General features: G+C 71.3%; 19 protein-coding genes and 1 pseudogene. 16 read left to right on the plus strand and 4 right to left on the minus strand.

What is annotated here, in order from left to right; all coding sequences use genetic code 11:
- Positions 1-10 precede the first annotated feature (10 nt).
- The 4 genes from ACWDEW_RS01910 (at position 11) to ACWDEW_RS01925 (ending at position 3,304) form a co-directional block, all read left to right on the plus strand.
- Positions 11-901: a glycoside hydrolase family 19 protein gene (locus tag ACWDEW_RS01910; RefSeq protein ID WP_450508616.1), complete on the plus strand. Its 891-nt coding sequence runs from the start codon at positions 11-13 to the stop codon at positions 899-901.
- Positions 902-1,139: 238 nt separating this feature from the next.
- Entirely contained in the window at positions 1,140-1,850 is a 711-nt protein-coding gene (locus tag ACWDEW_RS01915; protein WP_450508618.1) for a DUF4232 domain-containing protein, read from the plus strand.
- Positions 1,851-1,896: 46 nt separating this feature from the next.
- A complete protein-coding gene (locus ACWDEW_RS01920) occupies positions 1,897-2,286 on the plus strand; it encodes a hypothetical protein (RefSeq protein WP_450508620.1) in 390 nt (129 codons plus the stop codon).
- 91 nt (positions 2,287-2,377) lie between these two features.
- The gene (locus ACWDEW_RS01925) at positions 2,378-3,304 is read left to right on the plus strand and encodes a trypsin-like serine peptidase (RefSeq protein WP_450508622.1); all 927 of its coding nucleotides are present in this window, start codon (positions 2,378-2,380) and stop codon (positions 3,302-3,304) included.
- Between the two features lie 275 nt (positions 3,305-3,579).
- Here the strand turns inward: ACWDEW_RS01925 and ACWDEW_RS01930 are convergent, their stop codons facing one another.
- Together ACWDEW_RS01930 and ACWDEW_RS01935 are read right to left on the minus strand one after the other, a co-directional pair.
- Positions 3,580-5,889: a LuxR C-terminal-related transcriptional regulator gene (locus ACWDEW_RS01930; RefSeq protein WP_450508624.1), complete on the minus strand. Its 2,310-nt coding sequence runs from the start codon at positions 5,887-5,889 to the stop codon at positions 3,580-3,582.
- Between the two features lie 175 nt (positions 5,890-6,064).
- Positions 6,065-7,219 (minus strand): Gfo/Idh/MocA family protein, encoded by a 1,155-nt coding sequence (locus ACWDEW_RS01935; protein ID WP_450508626.1) that lies wholly within the window; start codon positions 7,217-7,219, stop codon positions 6,065-6,067.
- 138 nt (positions 7,220-7,357) lie between these two features.
- Here ACWDEW_RS01935 and ACWDEW_RS01940 point away from each other — a divergent pair, with 138 nt between their 5' ends.
- From ACWDEW_RS01940 to ACWDEW_RS01950, 3 genes are read left to right on the plus strand one after another with little or no spacing between them, the layout of a single operon-like run.
- Positions 7,358-8,362, plus strand: coding sequence for a LacI family DNA-binding transcriptional regulator (locus ACWDEW_RS01940; RefSeq protein WP_450508628.1), 1,005 nt, complete (start codon positions 7,358-7,360; stop codon positions 8,360-8,362).
- Positions 8,363-8,387: 25 nt separating this feature from the next.
- Positions 8,388-9,368 carry a dipeptidase gene (locus ACWDEW_RS01945; protein WP_450508630.1) on the plus strand — a complete coding sequence of 327 codons (981 nt, stop codon included), beginning with the start codon at positions 8,388-8,390 and terminating at the stop codon, positions 9,366-9,368.
- Positions 9,369-9,406: 38 nt separating this feature from the next.
- A complete protein-coding gene (locus ACWDEW_RS01950; protein ID WP_450508632.1) occupies positions 9,407-10,756 on the plus strand; it encodes an MATE family efflux transporter in 1,350 nt (449 codons plus the stop codon).
- A gap of 39 nt (positions 10,757-10,795) precedes the next feature.
- Here ACWDEW_RS01950 and ACWDEW_RS01955 read toward each other — a convergent pair whose 3' ends face one another.
- Positions 10,796-11,299: a phosphotriesterase family protein gene (locus ACWDEW_RS01955; protein ID WP_450508634.1), complete on the minus strand. Its 504-nt coding sequence runs from the start codon at positions 11,297-11,299 to the stop codon at positions 10,796-10,798.
- A gap of 296 nt (positions 11,300-11,595) precedes the next feature.
- Between ACWDEW_RS01955 and ACWDEW_RS01960 the strand changes: the two genes are divergently transcribed.
- Positions 11,596-12,618, plus strand: a complete 1,023-nt coding sequence (locus tag ACWDEW_RS01960) for a glycoside hydrolase family 26 protein (protein ID WP_450508635.1) — start codon at positions 11,596-11,598, stop codon at positions 12,616-12,618.
- Between the two features lie 66 nt (positions 12,619-12,684).
- Here the strand turns inward: ACWDEW_RS01960 and ACWDEW_RS01965 are convergent, their stop codons facing one another.
- On the minus strand, positions 12,685-13,797 hold the full coding sequence (locus ACWDEW_RS01965) for a glycoside hydrolase family 53 protein (protein WP_450508637.1): 1,113 nt from the start codon (positions 13,795-13,797) through the stop codon (positions 12,685-12,687).
- A 298-nt stretch (positions 13,798-14,095) separates the two neighbouring features.
- On the opposite strand from ACWDEW_RS01965, the gene ACWDEW_RS01970 reads away from it, so the two are divergent.
- The 8 genes and pseudogenes from ACWDEW_RS01970 (at position 14,096) to ACWDEW_RS02005 (ending at position 20,030) form a co-directional block, all read left to right on the plus strand.
- A complete protein-coding gene (locus ACWDEW_RS01970) occupies positions 14,096-15,031 on the plus strand; it encodes an ABC transporter ATP-binding protein (RefSeq protein WP_450508639.1) in 936 nt (311 codons plus the stop codon).
- On the plus strand, positions 15,028-15,873 hold the full coding sequence (locus ACWDEW_RS01975; RefSeq protein ID WP_450508641.1) for an ABC transporter permease: 846 nt from the start codon (positions 15,028-15,030) through the stop codon (positions 15,871-15,873). The genes ACWDEW_RS01970 and ACWDEW_RS01975 overlap by 4 nt, the downstream gene beginning before the upstream one ends.
- 127 nt (positions 15,874-16,000) lie before the next feature.
- A complete protein-coding gene (locus tag ACWDEW_RS01980) occupies positions 16,001-17,317 on the plus strand; it encodes a sensor histidine kinase (RefSeq protein WP_450508643.1) in 1,317 nt (438 codons plus the stop codon).
- Entirely contained in the window at positions 17,314-18,006 is a 693-nt protein-coding gene (locus tag ACWDEW_RS01985) for a response regulator (RefSeq protein WP_450508645.1), read from the plus strand. Before ACWDEW_RS01980 ends, ACWDEW_RS01985 begins: the two co-directional genes overlap by 4 nt.
- Positions 18,007-18,159: 153 nt before the next feature.
- Positions 18,160-18,636: pseudogene (locus ACWDEW_RS01990) on the plus strand (lactonase family protein); the annotation flags it as partial.
- Between the two features lie 88 nt (positions 18,637-18,724).
- A complete protein-coding gene (locus ACWDEW_RS01995; protein WP_450508760.1) occupies positions 18,725-19,324 on the plus strand; it encodes an ABC transporter permease in 600 nt (199 codons plus the stop codon).
- Between the two features lie 16 nt (positions 19,325-19,340).
- On the plus strand, positions 19,341-19,493 hold the full coding sequence (locus tag ACWDEW_RS02000) for a hypothetical protein (protein WP_450508647.1): 153 nt from the start codon (positions 19,341-19,343) through the stop codon (positions 19,491-19,493).
- A gap of 159 nt (positions 19,494-19,652) precedes the next feature.
- Positions 19,653-20,030, plus strand: coding sequence for a hypothetical protein (locus ACWDEW_RS02005; RefSeq protein WP_450508649.1), 378 nt, complete (start codon positions 19,653-19,655; stop codon positions 20,028-20,030).
- Positions 20,031-20,125: the final 95 nt, after the last annotated feature.

Here is a 20,125-nt window from a genome sequence, read left to right on the forward strand (position 1 = left end):
GTTGAACCCTGTGTCGAGACGCCGCATCGCCGCAGTACTGACCGCACTTGTCCTCGGTAGCCTTACGCCCGTGGTCCTCCCCGCCGCCGGCGCGTCCGCCGCGTCCTGTTCCAGCTATCCCAACTGGGTGGCCGGGCAGTCGTACGTCACCGGCCAGATCGTCCGCTACACCGACGGCAACGCCTACATCGCCGAGCACGACAACCCGGGCTACGACCCGGTCATCAGCACCTGGTTCTGGGAGCCGTACGCCTGTGACGGCGGTTCGACCACGCCCGTCGGCACCTTCGTCGTCAGCGAGGCGCAGTTCAACCAGATGTTCCCGAGCCGGAACTCCTTCTACACGTACAGCGGTCTCACCGCCGCCCTCAGCGCCTACCCCGGCTTCGCCAACACCGGCAGCGACACCACGAAGAAGCAGGAGGCCGCCGCCTTCCTCGCCAACGTCAGCCACGAGACGGGCGGGCTGGTGTACATAGTCGAGCAGAACACCGCGAACTACCCGACGTACTGCAACTGGAACGAGCCCTACGGCTGCCCGGCCGGTCAGTCCGCCTACTACGGGCGCGGTCCGCTGCAGATCAGCTGGAACTTCAACTACAAGGCCGCGGGCGACGCGTTGGGCATCGATCTGCTCAACAATCCCTGGCTGGTGCAGAACGACTCGGCCGTGGCCTGGAAGACCGCGCTCTGGTACTGGAACACCCAGAGCGGCCCCGGCTCCATGACCCCGCACAACGCGATGGTCAACGGCGCCGGTTTCGGCCAGACCATCCGCTCCATCAACGGCTCCGTGGAGTGCGACGGCAAGAACCCCGCCCAGGTGCAGAGCCGCGTGGACGCCTACCAGCGGTTCACGTCGGTTCTCGGGACCAGTACGGGGGCCAACCTCTACTGCTGAGCATGCGGCACGGGCACCGGCGGGACCGGTCCAACGGCCGGTGCCCGTCCCGTCCACGCGTTCCAGGGAGGGTACGTTCCCGCAGGTCAGCCCCTGAGTGAGCGTTCCAGCTTCCCGTTTCCCCCGACTGTCCTGGCGGCTGGGACGGATCGCCGCGCAAGCTGCGGTTGTTCGCAGCGAGACCCACCACGAACCGGGTGGCTCGCCTTCCAGCACCGCACTCACGGGGAGCCCGATCATGTCCAACACCGTCTTCCGCCGCCGCACGGCACTCCTCACCGCCGGCTTCGCCGCGGCCGCCTCACTCGCACTGACCGCCTGCGGAACCGGCCAGGACACGGGGGCCAAGAACACCCCGACCACCGTCGCCGACAGCCGTGTCTCCTCGACCGCGACGCCCAAGGGGAACACCGGGGGCACCGAGACGGGCGCCTCCGGCACGCACACGGCCGAGACCGTCTCGAAGTCGGGCCGCGGCAGCACCACCTCCAAGGCCACCGGATCCAAGGGATCCCAGGCGACCGCGGGCGGAGTCACCTGCACCGCCGCCAACACCAAGATCACCGCGCAGACCGTGGCACGTCCGCTGGACCACCTGCTGCTGACCGCCAAGAACACCGGCTCCAAGACCTGCTACCTGTACGGCTACCCGGCCCTCAACTTCCAGGACGCCCAGTCCGTACCCCCGGTCGACAAGGACTCGCAGCCGCAGGCGGTCACCACGCTCCGCCCCGGACAGTCGGGTTACGCGGGAGTGAACCTCTCCAGCGCCGACGGCAGCGGCTCGGGCGGCTACACCGCGAAGACGCTCTCGGTGATCCTCCAGAACCGCGCGCTCGACTTCGTGGGCTCCGGCGTCAAGGTCCCGCTGCCCGCCAAGGGCGTCTGGATCGACAGCTCCCTGAACACCACCTACTGGCTGACCGACATCTCGGACGCCCTCTACTAGGCAGTCCGTGCCGCGAAGTTCCCTGCCGAGCAGAAAGGACGCAGGTGTGTCCCGTACATCGAACGACGTGGACCGGCGGCCCGACCCCGGGGTGCCCGCGCACGAGCACTTCGAGGTGGTGTGGCACACCTCGTCCGACGGCGCGTTCAGGAGAGCGGGCGTGCTGGTCTGGGAGATCATCGGCATCGCGGTGGGCCTGCACTCGGCGGACGAGGTACAGCCGAGCGGAATCGAGATCCACGCGTTCGGGGGCCCGCTCGTCGTCAGGTTCGCCTACGGCGACGATCACGAACTCGCCCGCCGGCACACGGCGTTGGTGGAACGCCGGCTCTGGAGCTGCACGGTGGGGGAGTTCCTCGCCTTTCTCCGCGAGACGGCCGCCGACCCGGCGACGCAACCCGGACCGCCGGATTTACCTCTCCTGGATTGCGCGTAACCGGGCCGGTCCGGGCCGCATCAACCACTTCAACCACCTGAACCACCTGAATCACCTGAACCGCTTGAACCAGTCGAGGAGACATCCCCCCATGTTCGACAGCCCCCTTGCCGGGAGCCGACGCCCGATCCGCCGTGCCACGGCGCTCGCCGTGGCCGGTGCGGCCCTCGCGCTCGCGGTCCCCGTCTCGGCCACGGCCGTCTCCGGCGCCGGCCGCGCCGCCGCCGCTGCGCCCGACCCGGTGTCCTCCTTCGGGTTCACCGCCCAGGAACGCAAGGACGCCCTCGCCTACTGGACGCCGGCCCGGATCAAGGCCGTGGGGAAGTCCGTGGACCTCGGGCCGACCGGGCCCAAGACCAAGACATGGACCGGTCCACAGCTGAAGACCGTGGGGCGGCTCTTCATGGTCAACGCCGCAGGGGCCGACACCTGGTGCACGGCCACCGCCGTGACGAGCGCCAACCGGTCCGTCGTGATGACGGCGGGGCACTGCGTCCGCCGTGCCGCCTCGCCCGACAACACCAACATGTCGATGGTGTTCGTCCCGGCCTACAGCAAGGGCAGGCAGCCGTACGGCGCCTTCGCGGTCCGTACCGTCCTGACGCCGCGCACCTTCGCCCAGGAGGGCACGAACGACGTGGCCGCGATGGTGGTCGACGCGAACAAGAGCGGTCGTAGGCTCACGGACGTCGTGGGTGGAACGCCGATCGCCTTCAACCGCGCGGTCGGCGGCAGGATCTCCTCCTTCGGCTACCCCGCCACCCACCCGCAGCTCGGCGAGGAACTCCTGCGCTGCGTGGGTACGGAGAAGAAGGAGAACGGCCAGCAGGTGATCCCCTGCGACATGACCGGCGGCTCCAGCGGCGGACCCTGGCTCGCCGGTTTCGACGAGGCCACCGGGAAGGGCACCCTCGTCTCGGTCAACAGCGCGCTGGACGGCTTCACCCCGACCAAGATGTACGGCGAGATCCTGGGCGCCACCGCCAAGACGATGTACGAGCGGGCCGGCCGCGGCTGACCGACGGTGTCCGAGGGCTGCCCCCGCCGACAGGGGCAGCCCCATGTGAGTACCGCCAGGGGAGGTGCGGTGACGGGCGCCTTGCCATGACAGCCGTGGGGTTGACCAACACTGCCGGCGCCCGCGACGTTCCGTTCCCCTGGCGGTGCGACCAGTCTGCGGGGTTGCGTGGGTGCGGGGGGCGCGAACCCCGGGAGATCCGTGCACCCAGTCGCGGCCAGGGGCTTCGCCGGGGATACCTAGGTATGCGGAGATCCCCCGAGGCACCGGGATACCTACGCCGTCGAGGTGCCCTCCGCCTGCGCCGGGGCAAGGATCTCGGTACGGGAGGTGATCCCCAGCTTGGCGAGGATGTGCTCCACGTGGGCGTCCACGGTGCGTTTGGAGATGACGAGGCGTTCGGCGATCTCCCGGTTGGACAGGCCCCGGGTCACCAGTGCGGCGACCTCGCGTTCCCGACGGGTGAGGGGATCGGCGGAACGGCCGTCCGCGGTGCCGGGGCGGGCCGCGGGGACACCGGGCGGTTCGTCGGCGTCCGCCCTTACGGCGTCCAGGAGTTCCCGGCCCGACATCCGGGCCCCCGTCTCCCGCCACCGCTCGTGGAGTTCGTCGCCCAGCGCCGCGCGCACGGCCCGCTGCTGTGCCTCCTGCTCCTCCAGCAGCCTCGGCAACATGCCCACCGGGTCGCCGCCGAGCCGGCGGGCATGCTCCGCGTAGCCCAGCAGCCAGCAGGCCCTGACGTACCGCTGCTGTCCTGCCGCGTGCCAGGCGAGCCCCAGGGAGGCGAGCGCCGCGACGAGGACCTCGCCGATCTCGCTCGCCGCCTCCAGGCCCCGGCGCAGCGCCACCGCGCTCTCCTCGGGCCGCCCGACGAGCCACAGGATGACGCCCTGGACGGTGAGCGTGGACCCGTACAACTGGCGCTCGCCCCGGCCCTCCAGATACTCCAGCCCAGCCTCGCACCACTCCAGGGCCAGGTCCGGGAAGCCCAACGCCCCGTACAACAGGGCCCCTTCGTAGTGCACGACGCCGATGCCCAGCGCGTCGTCCGCCGCGACCATCCGCGCGCGGACCGCGTCCAGCGCCGCCATCCCCTCCTCTAATGCCCCGCCGAGCACCGTCAGGGCGGCCAGATATCCCTCGCTGAACAGCTCCACCCGGCTCTCGCCGACCCGCCGTGCCATGTCGAGGGCGCGCGGGAACCGGTCCAACGCCGTCTCCAGATCCGCCGTCCACACCCCGAACACGCCGGTCATGAACAGCGCCCAGGCCCGCACGGAGGAGTCCTGCTGGACCGGTCCAAGCCCCTTGTCGATCCAGTACCGACCCTCGGACAGCGTCCCCGCCGCCCGCCAGTACGCCCCGAGCCGGGTCGCCAGCCACAGCGCGTCCGCGGCCCGGCCCTCGGTCGCGCAGCCGTACTCCAGTGCGGCCCGTACGTCGGCGATCTCCGTGCGCACCGCGTGGTGCAGCGTGACCTGCGCCGGGCCCACCAGGCCGTCCCAGAAACGGCCGACGAGTTCGTCGTAGTGGGCGAAGTGCCGCCGCCGTACGGCCTCTGCGTCCTCGCTCTCCGCGAGCCGCCCGGCCCCGTACTCGCGGATGGTGTCCAGGAGCCTGTAGCGGGCCCCGTCCTCGCCGAGGCGCTGGACGACCGACTTGTCGACCAGGCCGATCAGCGCCTCGACGACCTCCTCGCCGCCGAGGTCGCCCGCACCGCCCGCGCACACTCGCTCGGCGGCGGTCAGTCCGAAGGAGCCGGCGAACACCGACAGCCGCGCCCACAGCAGTTGTTCCTGGGGTGTGCACAGGTCGTAGGACCAGTCGACGGCCGCGCGCAGGGTCTGGTGCCGGGTCAGGGCCGTGCGCCGGCCGCCCGTCAGGACCTCGCAGTGGCGGTCCAGGCGGGCGACGAGTTCGGAGAGGGGCACGGCCCGCAGCCGTACCGCCGCCAGTTCGAGCGCGAGGGGGATGCCGTCGAGGCGGTCGACGAGCGCGAGGGCGTGTTCCCGGTCGGCGCCGTCGAGTGCGGGGCCGCCGGTGACGGCGGCGGCCCGCTGGGCGAACAGGTCGACGGCGTCGGCGCGGGCCAGCGGGGCGATCGGCAGACAGCGCTCACCCGGCACGTCGAGCGGCTGCCGGCTGGTCGCGAGCACGCTCAGCCCGGGAGCCTCGCGCAGCAGGACGTCGCAGAGCATCGCGCACGCATCGACCAGATGCTCGCAGGTGTCGAGGACGATCAACATCCGCCGCCCGCGCAGGTGTTCCACGATCGCGTCCAGCGGCGTCATCCCGGACTGCTCGGGCAGTTCCAGTACGCCCGCGAGGGTCGACGGCACCAACTCCGGGTCGTGCAGGGCGGAGAGTTCCACCAGCCGCACCCCGTCGGCGAACCGGTCCGTGGCCGCGCGAGCCGCCCGCAGCGCCGTACGGCTCTTGCCGACACCGCCCGGACCGACCAGCGTGACCAGCCGCGAACGCGCCAACTCGGCGTGCAGCGCGGCGAGTTCGCCGGTGCGTCCGACGAAGCTGGTCAACTCGACGGGGAGTTGACCGCCGCGCCGCTGTCCGAAGCCGTAACCCATGCCGCCCCCATACCCGTCCGCCAACCGGTCACCACAGCGTAGGCGAGTGACTCCCGAGCGTGAACGGTAGTCGAGTCGGGCGGGTGGACGCGAGATCGCGCCGGTGGCTCAGTGCGGGGGCGTGCGGGGCGACCGGAGTGTGCGCCCCGCACGCCGGGCTCAAGCGGGTGTTTCTCTATGCCGGACTCGCCCAGCCGCCGCTCTCGACGCTGCGCACCATGGCGTCCAGAACCGCCGCGCTGTGCACGGCGTCCGGGAGGGTGGCGCCGTACGGCTTGCCCTCGGCGACGGAGCGCAGGAAGCGGTAGGCCTCGATCACCTTGAGGTCGTCGTAGCCCATCGCGTTGGCCGCGCCCGGCTGGAAGGCGCCGAACTCGCCGTCGCCCGGGCCGACATACACCGTGGTGACGGGCTGGTCCTGGTACGTGGTGCCGCGGCTGACCGCCAGTTCGTTCATCCGGCGGAAGTCCCAGAACACCGCGCCCTTGGTGCCGTGCACCTCGAAGCCGTAGTTGTTCTGCTCGCCGACCGAGACCCGGCACGCCTCCAGGACACCCCGGGCGCCGGAGGCGAAGCGCAGCAGGCAGTTGACGTAGTCCTCGTTCTCGACCGGGCCCAACTCCCCGCCGGTGGCGAGCGCGTGGCCCGCGGTCGCGCCGGTGGGGCGGGCCCGCTGCGGCAGGAAGATCGCGGTGTCGGCGGCGAGGGAGGTGATGTCGCCGAGGAGGAAGCGGGCGAGGTCGGCGCCGTGCGAGGCCAGGTCGCCGAGGACTCCGTGGCCGCCGCGCTCCAGCTCGTAGCGCCAGGTCAGGGCGCCGTCCGGGTGGGCGGCGTAGTCGCTGAAGAGGCGGACGCGGATGTGGGTGACCGTGCCCAGCTCGCCGGCGGCGATCAGGTCGCGGGCGGCCTCCACGGCGGGCGCGTTGCGGTAGTTGAAGCCGACCGCGCCCTGCACGCCGGCCTTGGTGACCGCGTCGGTGACGGCGGAGGCGTCGGCGGTCGACAGGCCCACCGGCTTCTCGATCCAGATGTGCTTGCCGGCCTCGGCCATCGCGACGCCGATCTCGCGGTGCAGGAAGTTCGGCGCGGTGATGCTGACCGCCTGCACGCGCGGGTCGGCGACCACCTCGCGCCAGTCGCGGGTGGTGGAGGCGAAGCCGAACTGCTCGGCGGCCTGCTCGGCCCGCCCCGGCACGTCCTCGGCGACCGACACGAGCTGCGGCCGCACGCCCAGCTGCGGAAAGTGGTGCGGGACACGGGCGTACGCCTGGGTGTGCACCCGCCCCATCCACCCGAAGCCCACGACGGCTACACCGAGCGAGGTCACCATGACTGCCCTTCTTTTGGACCGGTCCATAAACTGTCTCGGCCACAGTGGAACCCGTTCGTCCTGATGTCAATACGTGGACGTCAACACCGAGTGTCCGCGCCTTTGACAGGGGGCGCGACCCCGTGGAACGGTCCAGCCATGAGCGCTCCGACCATCCGCGATGTCGCCGAGCGGGCCGGTGTGTCGAAATCCCTGGTCTCCCTGGTGCTGCGCGGCTCCGAGCAGGTCCGACCGGAGAAACGGCAGGCCGTGCTGGCCGCGGTGGAGGAACTCGGCTACCGCCCGAACGCCGCCGCCCGCAGCCTCAGCGAACGCCGCACCCGCTCGGTCGGCGTCCTGCTGAACGACCTGCGCAACCCCTGGTTCGTGGAACTCCTCGACGGCCTGGGCTCCCGCCTGCACGAGAACGGCCTGCACATGATGCTGGCCGACGGCCGCCTCAACCGCCACCTCGGCGAGGACCTCACCCGCATCTTCACGGAACTCCGCGTCGACGGCCTGATCGCGGTGGGCACCCTCCCCGGCTCCGACGAACTCCTCGCCTCCGCGACCCACATCCCCACGGTGGTCGCGGGCGCCGTCGAGCCGGTCCTGCCCCACGTCGACGTCGTGGCCGGCGACGACTCCCACGGCGCCCGCCTGGCCACCGAACACCTCGTCGACCTCGGCCACCGCCGTATCGCCCACATCGCCGGCCAGGGCGTCGCCGGCGAACTCCGCCGCACGGCCTTCGAAGAGGTCATGCGCGAACACGGCCTGACCGACCTCGCGACGGTCGAACAGGGGGACCACACGGAGGAGGGCGGTTACCGCGCGATGGTCCGCCTGCTCACCGCCCCGCAACGCCCCACGGCCGTCCTCGCCTTCAACGACATCGCGTGCGTCGGCGCGCTCTCGGCGGCCGAGGAACTGGGCCTCCAGGTGCCTCGGGACCTGTCCCTCGTCGGTTACGACAACACGTACCTCGCGCGCCTGCGACACCTCTGGCTCACCTCCGTCGACAACGGCAGCCACGACCTCGGCCGCCGCGCCGCGCAGCTTCTCGTCGACCGGATGAGGAATCCGAAGCGGACGGCGGAGACGGTGTTGTCGCAGCCGCGACTCGAGGTGCGGGGGAGCACGGGGCCGCCCTCGACGGCGTAGCTCCGACGCGGGCATGATCCGTACGGTGTCGAACGAATCCACGGAAGCGCCCCGCCCGCCCCTCCTCTGGGAACAGCACTGCTGCCTGGCCCTGGAGAAGACCGCCGACATCGGTGAACTCGCCCGCTACCGCAGACCCGGCGGCAGCTTCGTCTCGGTCAATGTCGGCTACGTGCCGCATGGCGCCGACGACGTCACCGGCCTGGTGGCGAGCTGGCGGGAGCGGATCGCCGCGGACGACCGGCTGCGGCTGATCGCGACCGTCGGCGACATCGACGACGCGGTGCGTGCGGGGGAGGTGGCGGTCGCCTTCGACCTGGAGGACTCCGGGCCGCTGGAAGGGGACTTGGACCGGGTCCGGCACTTCTACGACCTCGGTGTACGCACCATGCTGCCGAGCTACAACACCCGCAACGCGGCCGGTGGCGGCTGCCTCGACGCGGTCGACGAGGGACTGACCGGCTACGGGCGGGCGCTGGTACGGGAGTTGAACGCCGTCGGCATGGTCGCGGACGGCTCGCACTGCGGGGCCCGTACCGGCCTCGACCTGTGCGAGGTGTCCCGACTCCCCGTCGTCTACAGCCACTCGGGCATGCGCGCGGTGTGGGACCACCCCCGCAACATCACCGACGAGCAGGCCAGGGAGTGCGCGGCCACGGGCGGGGTCGTCGGCATCACCAGCGTCGGTATCTTCCTCGGCCCCAACGACGCCTCCGTGGACGCCCTCGTACGGCACATCGACCACGCCGTCGACCTCGTTGGACCGGAACACGTCGGGGTGTCCACCGACTACCCGTTCGACGAAGGGGACTTCAACGCGATGCTCGCCCGGAGCCCGGAGCTGTACCCCGAGTGCTACACCCGCTGGGGCGCCATCGAATTCATGCCGCCGGAAGGCCTGTTGACCGTCGAGGGCGCGCTGCGTGCCCGGGGATATCCCGAGGACGCCGTCGCCGCGATCCTCGGCGGCAACTTCCGGCGGGTGGCGGAGCGGGTGTGGCGGTAGTGGGCAACCGGAGCTCGGGACAGGGCAGTTGTGAGGCCGTGAGCGAGCGCGGCGCCTTCATGACCATCGCCCGGGCCGCCGCACCGCTGTACGTGACCATGCTCGCCTCCTCAGCCGGCTCGCTCGTAGACACCGCTCTGCTGGGCCGGCACGCCACCGTGTCGCTGGCCGCGTTCGCCGTGACGATCGCGGTGTTCGGCCCGGCCACCGCCACCGTGGCGGGCGCGCTGCGCGGGGTGATGCCGTTCGTCGCACCGCACCGGGACGACCCGGAGGGACTGCTGCCGCTGGTGCGTGCCGGGATGTGGCTGGCCTTCGCGGTGGGCGGGGTCTGCGCGGCGGCGGTCGCGGCGGTGCCGCTGCTCGGCGGGGCGTTCGGCGTCCCGGACGGCATCCTCGGCGAACTGGGCCTGTTTCCCTGGATGTTGGCGGGCAGTGTGCTGCTGATCGCCGTGAACTCCTCGGCCTCGTCCGTCCTCGTCGCGCTCGGACGGTCGGCGCAGGTGATGCGGTCAGGGCTCGTCGGCACCGCCGTGTCCGTGACGCTGTCGGTGCTGCTGGTCGGGGGACCGGGACCGCTGCCCGGCTTCGGACTGACGGGGGCGGGGCTGGCCATGCTCGCCTCCAGCCTGATCGCGGCCGGTCTCAACCAGTACGCGCTGCGCCGCCGTACGGTGCTTGCCGGCCGCCCGATCCGGCCCGGGCGGCCCGATGCGCGCCAGGTGCTGAGGCTGGCCCGGGTAGGGCTGCCGCTCGGCGCCACCGTGCTGGTGAAGTTCTCGGTGCTGGGCGTGCTGACCTTCGCCGCCGCCCGCGTCGGCACCGGCAGCGCCGCCGTGCACAGCGTCGCCGAGTCCCTGGTGAACGTCGTCTTCACCGCCGCGGTGGCGGTCGGCCAGGCCACGGTGCCGCTGATCGCGGGCTACGCAGAGGAGCGCGACCTCGCCCGCGTCCGGCGCGCGGTGGACGCCGGGTTCGCGGTCGCCCTTGGCGCGGTCGTCGTCCTCGGCGGTGCCCTGGTCGTGCTGCGCGGGCCGGTGATCGACCGGTTCACCAGGAGCTCGGACCTCGCCGACCAGGTCGTCCACCTGCTGCCGCTGATCCTGGCGGTGGTGGTCGGTGACGCACTTCAGGCCGTGGCGGGCTTCGGGCTCGTCGGGCTGCGGCGCACCCTGCCGAGCCTGGTGTCCACGGCGGTGTGGTTCGGCGTGCTGGCGGCGCTCGCCGTGCCGATCGCCGACGCCACCGGCCTGCGCGGGCTTTGGACCGCTCTGGCCTGCGCGAACCTGCTCCAGGCCGGGACCAAGTTCGTCTCCTTCCGGCGGCACAGCGCCCGGATCGTGGCCGCGTCCGCCCCGGCGCCCGTCCAGGGCCTGACGGAGGCCTGACTTTGGACCGGTCCAGACGGACCACCCCGAGATGTGATGTCAGAAGGCGCGCCCATTACGTTCGTAGGGACGACGGCAACGCCGGAAGAGGAACAGCATGAGCAGCCGCAGCACGGGCGGGATCACGCGCGTCGAGGATGCGGCGCTCACCCTGGCCGCACAGGCCTGTGACGTCGCCTCCCTCGGGCTGCTGCTGGAGCGGCACCGGGCCGGGATGCGGGCGGCGGGGATGTCGCCCGGCGTGTGAATGCCGGTCGCCGCAACGATGTCGAGGTCGACCTGCGCGTTCACCCGGGCCACGCGCGCCACATCGCGGCCGAGTCCTATCACCGTGCAGTCGACGAGCGTGGAGACGCCGGCCGCGGCGAGGGCCTTCAGCCGGGTCACCGCGTCGTCGACGCGCTCCTGCTCGTCCCAGGTCTCCGGGAGGCTCCGCCGGAGTTCCTCGCCGACGACGAAGACGTGCTCGTGGATCAGGACGGTGCCGAGGTCGCCCACCGCCGCGGGGCCGCGGACGGTCTGCACCTGGGGGTTCGAGGTCATGCTCATCCTTTGTCGCCGGTCCGGACACCGACGCCGGTGACCGCTCGCCACCACGTTCCGCACCGGTTCCGCATGCTTGGCCCCGACTCTGCCGAGCACCCGCCGACATGGTCTTTCGCCCCGGCGCGCAGTCCTTTCGCGTGGGCGCGAAGTCGCGCCGCACCGGCTCGCTCCCCGGGGCGCGCCGGTCATGTCGTGAATGGCGTGCTACGTCATCCTCTGCCCCGCGCTGGTACGTTGCTCGGGCGTCGGAGCGATCCGCCGCCCACGCACCCGGGAAGAAGGAGAGGCGTCCAGTGGCCCCGCACGGGACGCGCCGCAGCCTGCCGGCCCTGTTCACCGCCGCCCTCGCGCTCGTCCTGCTGGCCGGACCGGCCTGCGTACCCGGCGGCGAGCCCCCGCCCCGGCCCGCACGGTCGGCACCCGCACAGGCGTCCGGCCCGCCGACGGCCTACGGCGCCTACGTCGGCTACGGCCCCGAAGCCGTCCGCCGGGTCGCGGAGTTCGGCGCCTGGCTCGGCCGCCCCGAACCCCGGGTCGGCCACGCGTATCTGCCCGGCGACACCTGGACCGGTATCGAGGGCGCCACCGGCGACCTGGACCAGTGGGCCGAGTGGCGCCGGGCCCGCCAGGACCGCCTGCTGGTCCTCAACGTCCCGATGCTGGACCGCAACGAGGCCCACCTGCCCGACGACGTGGTCCGCGGCGAACTGGGGGAGGGGGCGGCCGGCCGCTACGACGACCACTTCCGCGCGCTCGCCCGCCGTCTGGTCCAACTGGGCGCCCCCGACACCGAGATCGTCCTCGGCTGGGAGATGAACGGCACCACCTACAGCCACCGCTGCGCGCCCGACCCCGCGGCCTGGAAGCAGTACTGGACGCGCATCGTCACCGCGATGCGGTCCGTCCCCGGCCAGCGTCTCCGCTTCGACTTCACCCCGAACCGCGGCCACGACGCGATCCCCTGGACCGACTGCTACCCCGGCGACGCCTACGTCGACGTCATCGGCATGGACGCCTACGACGCCCCCCGGGACCTGTCCTTCTCCGGCCAACTGACGGAACCGTACGGCCTGTTGGCGCAGGCCGACTTCGCCCGCGCCCACCACAAGCCCATTGCCTACCCGGAGTGGGGCCTGTTCGACAACGGCGACGACCCCACCTACGTGCGGGGCATGCTCACCTGGATGGCGGCGCGGCATCCGCTCTACCAGACCATCAGCGACTACTGCCCGCACGGCGTGTGGCGCTGCCGCGCGAACCCCAAGTCGGCGGCCGTGTACCGTGCGCTGACGGGTCATCAGCCCCGAACGCCCTGAACGCGGAGAACGGCACCGCCCGGGGAATCGGGCGGTGCCGTTCGGGCGAGCCGTCGAACTACCGGGCTAAGCCGTCCACTTCACGTTCGGATTGACCTGGCCGGTCCAGTTGAAGATCGCCATGTTGTCCCAACCGTCCCCGCTGGTGGCGATGTTGGCCGGGTCCCAGCCGTTGCCGGTGACCGCGTACCAGGTCGGCTCCCAGTAGAAGACGCCGATCGCCCCCGCACTGCGCGCCGTGTTCTGCACAGCGGTGAACTCCGCGCCCTGGCCCGCCCAGGTCAGCGGATAACCCGAGCAGCCCGAGGTGACCGAGTTCGCCGTACTGTCCGCGTCGGACGTCGTGAACGGATAGGCCGTCTCGGCGATGATGACGTCCTTGCCGTAGCGGGACTTCATGTCGGAGACGACGCTGCCCATGTTGGCCAGCGTGCCGTGCCACATGCAGTAGTAACTGAGCCCGGTGATGTCCCAGTTGACGCCCTGCGCCTTGATGCCGTCGTAGAACCAGCGGGCGTTGGAGTCGCTGTCCGCGTCGGCGGTGTGGATGATCACCTGGGTGGAGCTGTTGCAGGCCTTGGTCGCGTTGTAGCCCGACTTCAGCAGCAGACCGAGGTTGGTGAAGTTGTTGTTGACGACCTTGCCGTCGTCCCACAGCATGCCGACGTTGATCTCGTTGCCGATCTGCACGCTGTCCGGGGTGGTGCCCTGGGACTTGAGGCTGTTGCAGACGTCGTAGGTGTAGTTGTAGACGTCGGTCTGCAGGGCGCTGATGCCGTGGCTCGACCAGGCCGCGGGCTTGTACTGCTTGCCCGGGTCGGCCCAGGTGTCGGAGTAGTGGAAGTCGATCAGCAGCTTGAGGCCCTTGGCCTTGACCTGCTTCGCGTAGGCCAGCACCTTCGCCTTGTTGTTGTAGCCGCTGGCGGGGTTGTTCCAGATCCGCAGGCGGACGTAGTTGACGCCGGCGCCCTTGAGGATGTCGAGGGGATCCTTGGCGGTCCCGCTGGAGTCGTAGTACTTGGCGCCGAGGTCGATCGCGCGCTGTGCGGACGAGACGTCGGCGCCGAGCATGGTGAGCGAGTTCGCGGCGGCGGCGTCGGTGGGGGTGAGCATCGCCGCCGGCAGGGCGACTGCGGCCAGCAGCAAGGCGGCCTTCACTATGCGGCCCGGGATTTTCACGGGGTACCCGACCTCCTTGGGTCGACTGACATGCGCATGCGGGTTGGTTCTGAGAACGTTCACAGTAGGAGAGGTAACAGGCGCTGTAAATATGCGTGTCGGTTGTATTTCCCGCAGTTGGTAGACGTGAATCCCGTGTGAATGGAGTGGGAACGTACACAACGCGCAGCATGCAGTCGTACCGCGGTACTACGCCCGCCCCCGCAACGGCCCCTCGGTACGACGGGTTTCGGGCCCCCGCCTCCTAGCGTTGCCGGTGTCCAGTCGGGGCAGTGGCACGTGAGCGTGAGGGATGGCGATGATCGAGGCGCAACAGCTGACGAAGCGGTACGGGGAGAAGACGGCGGTCGACCGGCTCGACTTCGTCGTCAAGCCGGGCACGGTCACCGGCTTCCTGGGCCCGAACGGTGCCGGGAAGTCCACCACGATGCGCATGATCGTCGGCCTGGACGCCCCCACCGCGGGCACCGTCACGGTCAACGGCAGGCCCTACGCCGAGCACATTGCACCGCTCCAAGAGGTCGGCGCGCTCCTGGAGGCCAAGTCGATCCACCCGGGCCGCTCCGCGTTCGACCACCTGATGGCGCAGGCCTACACGCACGGCATCCCGCGCCGCCGCGTCGACGAGGTCATCGAACTGACCGGGCTCCAGTCCGTGGCGAAGAAAAGGGCCGGGGCCTTCTCCCTCGGCATGGGGCAGCGGCTCGGCATCGCCGCCGCGCTGCTCGGCGACCCGGCGACCGTGATGCTCGACGAACCCGTCAACGGCCTTGATCCAGAAGGCGTGTTGTGGATCCGCAACCTGCTGACCGGGCTCGCCGCGGACGGCCGTACCGTCTTCGTCTCCTCGCACCTGATGAGCGAGATGGCGCTGGTCGCCGACCACCTGATCGTCGTCGGACGGGGGCGGCTGCTGGCCGACACCACCGTGCGGGACCTGGTCCGCACGGCCGGCGGCGACACCGTCACCGTGGCCTCCGAGCAGCCCGCCCGGCTGCGCGAGGTCCTCGCCGGTCCCGGCGTGGAGATCACCGGCGAGATCGGTTCCGAGGAACTGCACGTCACCGGGCTGACCGCGCGCGCCATCGGCATCAGGGCCGCCGAGCACCGCATCCCGCTCTTCGAACTCAGCGCGCGGACCGTCTCCCTGGAGCAGGCCTTCATGGACCTGACCCGGGACGCCGTCGAGTACCACGGCACCACCACCGTCGAGACCCCCGGGAGGGCCGCGTGAGCACCGCGACCGCCACCGACAGCGCCGCACCCGCAGCCGTACGGCCGGCCCGTCCGCCGTACAAGGTCACCGGGCGCCGCGTGCTGCGCTCCGAGTGGGCCAAGCTCTGGTCCCTGCGCTCCACCTGGATCACCCTGGGCCTGGGCCTGCTGTTCCTGATCGCGTTCGGCCTGATCGCCGCCGCGCACTACAAGTCCTCCTACGACGGCGGGAATCTGCGGCCCGACGACGCCAACTCCACCGCGCTCGACATCTCCCTCTTCGGCACGAACTTCGCGCAGCTCGCCCTCGGCGTGCTGGGCGTCCTGGTCACCGCGGGCGAGTACTCGACCGGCATGATCCGCTCCACGCTGGCCGCCGTCCCGCGCCGGCTGCCGGTGCTGTGGTCCAAGGCCCTCGTGTTCGGCGTGGTCGCGCTCGGCATCTCGCTCGTCGGGGTGTTCGTGGCGTTCCCGATCGCCGGCGGCATCGTCTCCGGCACGCCGGCGGCGCTCTCCTTCTCGCACGCCGGAGTCGTCCGCAGCCTGTTCGGCGCCGCTCTCTACCTCGGCCTGGTCGGCGTGATCGGCACCGCGCTGGGCGCGTGGCTCCGCTCGGTCGCCGGCGGCATCTCGGTACTGGTCGCCTCCCTGATGCTGGTGCCCGGACTGATCTCGCTGCTGCCCAGCTCCTGGCAGGACAACATCAGCCCCTATCTGCCGAGCAACGCGGGCGAGGCGATGTTCTCGCTCACCCACGACTCGACGACCCTCTCGCCCGGCGCCGGACTCCTCGTCTTCCTCGCCTGGACGGCGCTCGCGCTGGGCGGGGCCGCCTACCGGCTGCTCAAGACCGACGCCTGAGCCGATTCCCCCCGCGGCCACGGCGCGGCATCCGGCCTGTTCACGGGCCTGGTGCCGCGCCGGTGGTTCCCGCGGGGCGGCCCCACAATGGACAGGTGACCCCCATGGACCCGGACCAGTGGCACCGATGAGCCCCGACGACCCCGCCCACGTGCTGTTCGCGGAGACGGACCTCCCGTGGAGCCACCCCGTGGCAGGCGGGCTGTCCCGGTTCGGCCGCCGGATCAAGCAGGGCGACCGGCGGCACCCCTGGGTGCTGGACACGGCACTGATCGTCGTGGTCGTGCTGATGTTCTGTCTGCCGGACACGCTGGACGGCGACGACGGCCGGCGGCGCGGCTTCGACAACAGCTTCATCCACCTCCCCTGGCCGGCGACCATCGCCCTGCAGCTCGGCCTGGTGCTGCCCCTGCTGTGGCGGCGCCGACGGCCGACCCTGGCCTTCGCCCTGATCGCCGCGGTGTTCTTCGTCCAGGCCGGACTGGGGGTCTGGCTGCGCGCGGACGTCGCCCTGCTGATCTCCCTCTACAGCCTGGTCCTGCACGGGCAGTTGCGCCGCCTGCCCGCCGCCTGCGCGGTCACCCTCGCCGCCCTGGGACTGTTCGCGCTGCGGCTGCCGTCCCAAGTGCCGGTCCTGGACGCCCTGTTCGTTCTGTTCAGCACCATCACCGCGGCCGTGGCACTCGGCTTCGTGGTCCGTATCCGGCGCGCCCAGCTCGCCGTGCTGCGCGACCGCGCCGCCCGCCTGGAGGTGGAACGCGACCAGCGCTCCAAACTCGCCGCCGCCACCGAACGCACCCGTGTGGCACGGGAGATGCACGACATCATCGGCCACAACCTCTCCGTCATCATCACCCTCGCCGACGGCGGCGCCTACGCCACCGACCTCGCCCCCGAACGCGGCAAGCAGGCCCTGCTCCTCATCGGCGACACCGGCCGCCAGGCGCTCGGTGAACTCCGGCGCATGCTGGGCGTGTTGCGCGTGCAGGGCCCCGCCCCGGACGCCCCCGAACTCAGCCCCCAGCCGGGCGTCGCCGACCTCGACGCCCTGTGCGCCCGGATCCGCGCGGCCGGCCCGCAGGTCGTGTACCGCACCGGCGGCGATCCCGCCGCCCTGGACCGGGGGGTCCAGCTCACCGTGTACCGCATCGTGCAGGAGGCCCTCACCAACGCCCTCAAGCACGCGGGCCACGACACCCGCGTCGAACTGACCGTGCACGTCGAGGACGCCCGGGTGCGCATCGACTGCCACGACACCGGCCCGGCCGGGACCGGTCCAGGACCAGCACCGAGCCACGACGAAGGACACGGACTCGCCGGCATGAGAGAACGCGCCGCCCTCTACCACGGCACCGTCACCGCGGGCCCCGCCCCCGGCGGCGGCTGGACGGTACGGGCCACCCTCGACCTCACCCCGCTCGACGCGATCGGGGGAGCGGCATGACGACCGTGCTCATCGTGGACGACCAGCCCCTCCAACGCCTCGGATTCCGCATGCTGTTGGAGGCCAACCCCGACACCGAGGTGGTCGGCGAGGCCGGGCACGGCGGCGAGGCGGTGCGGATGGCCGCCGAACTGCGGCCCGACGTGATCCTGATGGACGTACGGATGCCCGGCATGGACGGCATCGAGGCCACCCGCCGGATCGTCGCGGCCGGCGACCGCTCCCGCGTCCTGATCCTCACCACCTTCGACCTCGACGAGTACGCCCACGAGGCGCTGCGCGCGGGAGCCAGCGGCTTCCTCCTCAAGGACGCCCACCCCGAGGAACTCCTCGCCGGCATCCGCGCGGTGGCCTCCGGCGACGCCGTCATCGCCCCCGCCCTCACCCGCCGCCTGCTCGACGCCTACGCCCAGCACCTGCCGAAACACTCACCGGAAGGCCCCGCGGCGACCGCGACGGCGGACGATCCCCGCATCCGCTCCCTCACCGAGCGCGAGCGCGAGATCCTGCTCGCCATCGGCCAGGGCTGGACCAACGGAGAGATCGCCGAGCGCCTCTTCGTCTCCGAGTCCACGGTGAAGACCCATGTCGGCCGCGTCCTGGCGAAGGTCGGCGCCCGCGACCGCATCCAGGCCGTGATCCTCGCCTACGACCTCGGCCTCGCCCGCCCCAACGCCCCCGACCAGTAGGCGGGTCGAGCGTGCGGATCGCGAAAGCTCAGCTTGCGCGGCCCGCACGCACAGCTTCGTACGCGCTGTGGACGGCCGCGCGCATCGCGACAACTGTTGCTTCCCACGGCCGGGATCAAAGGGGCTGTGTCCCGCAGAACGATATTGGGCGCCATGACGGCGACCGCGACCGCGGCGACCGCGCCGCTGGCCGTCGGAGCGCGGCGCGCCGAAGCCACTCCACGGGCGAGACCCGACCTGCTCTACGTCGGCAGCTGGAACGGCGGGCAGGTCCATGGGGTCCGGTTCGACCCCGTTGACGGAGTCCTGACGTCCAACGGGCCGGTGGCACAGGTCAGTTCGGGCTGGGTGACGGCACATCCGGACCGCCCGCTGCTCTACGTCGGCGGCCGGCTGAACGGCGGAATCGTCACCGCCTTCGCCGTCGACCGCACGACCGGCGCGCTCGCACAGCTCGGCCGGGTGAGGACGGACGGCGGAGCCACGGCCGGCGGCGGCCTGTCGTACCTCGGCGTGGACCGGTCCTCGCGCACTCTCCTGGTCGCCAACTTCGAGGCGGGCCTCACCACTTCGCTCCCGATCCACCGGGACGGCACACTCGGCGAACCCTTGTCGGTCGTGGTCGACACCGGATCGGGGCCCAGCCCCCGCCAGTCGGGCCCGCACCCGCACCAGGTCGTCGTCGCACCCGGCCGCCCGCCGGCGCGAGACCGCCGTCGTGGTGGTCCTGCGTCTCGCGGTGATCGCGCTCTGCCTGCTCCTCTGGCAGGTGATGAGCGGCCCGGTCGTCCCGGAGTACGCCGTCAGCAAACCGGCCGACGTGTCGCATGCCCTGTGGAAGTTGCTCGGCTCCTCCTCCGGGTGGACCGACATCAGGGTGACGTCGATCGAGATCGCCGCCGGATTCGCCATCGGCGTGGTCCTCGGCACGGTGATGGGCCTGGTCCTGGGCTCCTTCCCGCTCGCGGGCCGGGTCCCTGAACCCCTGATGGCCGCCGTCAACGGCATCCCCAAGATCGCCCTCGCCCCGCTCTTCCCGCTGTTCTTCGGCATCGGCCCCTGGTCGAAGATCAACATCGCGGTGACGGGCGTGTCCTTCGTCGTCTCCTGCAACGTCTACCTCGGCCTGCGCCTGTGGGAACGCGAACTCGTCGAGATCGTCCAGGTGATGGGCGGCCGCCGCCACGTCCTCGGCTACGTCACCATCCCCACCGTGGCCGCCCCCCTTCTTCGCGGCCCTGAAGACCGGCGGCCCGCTCGCGATCCTCGGCGTCATCGGCGGCGAGTTCGTCGCCTCCTCCGAGGGCGTCGGCCATGAACTCTTCACCTCGGCCATGAACCTCGACGCCGCGACCGAGTTCGCCGGCCTCATCGTCCTGGTGGTGATGACCCTCGTCCTCAGCGGCCTGTTGAGCCGGCTGGACAACTACGCGCTGAAGCGACTGGGACTGGGCCCACGACGGCCGACCGAGCGACTCGCCGGTTGACCGCCGACCCGCAAACCCCCTGCTCACCCCGGGTTTCCCGGTCGTCCCCAGGACGGGCAACAGGAAACCCGTCGACCCCGGGAGTCCCTCGGGTCAGGCTGATCTCCGACAGCACCGAGCACGGCCTGCGACACCGCAGGAGACCCGCTAGGGGGAAGCATGCGCAAGACGTTCCGCGCCGCCGCCGTATTCGCCACCGCGGCCACCGCACTGGTGGCGATGAGCGGGGCAGCCCAGGCAAAGCCCGCCGGCACCGTCCCCTGGGACGGATGTCCGTCCGGGGCGGTCTGCATCTACGGCGAGGGAGTGGTCCCGAAGGACAACCCGCACCCGACCGACGTGTACTACAGCTACGGCGCCCACAACCTCAGCAACCAGGTCGGCAAGCACTGGATCCTCAACAACCAGTACGGCGGCGCGTCCGTGAGCCTGTGCAACGGGTACAACGGCACGAACTGCACCGAGACGATCGCCGAGAACAACGGCCTCCTCCGCGACTTCACGCCCATCAACTCCATCACCCTCAACAGGCCGTAGCGGGATCCTTCACCACGGGGGAGCACTGCCGGGACCGGTCCACCCCGGTCCCGGCAGTTCCGTTTCCGCCACTCCGGGTGAAGTCCTGTCTCCCT

It is taken from the genome of Streptomyces sp. NPDC001100, from assembly GCF_053598575.1.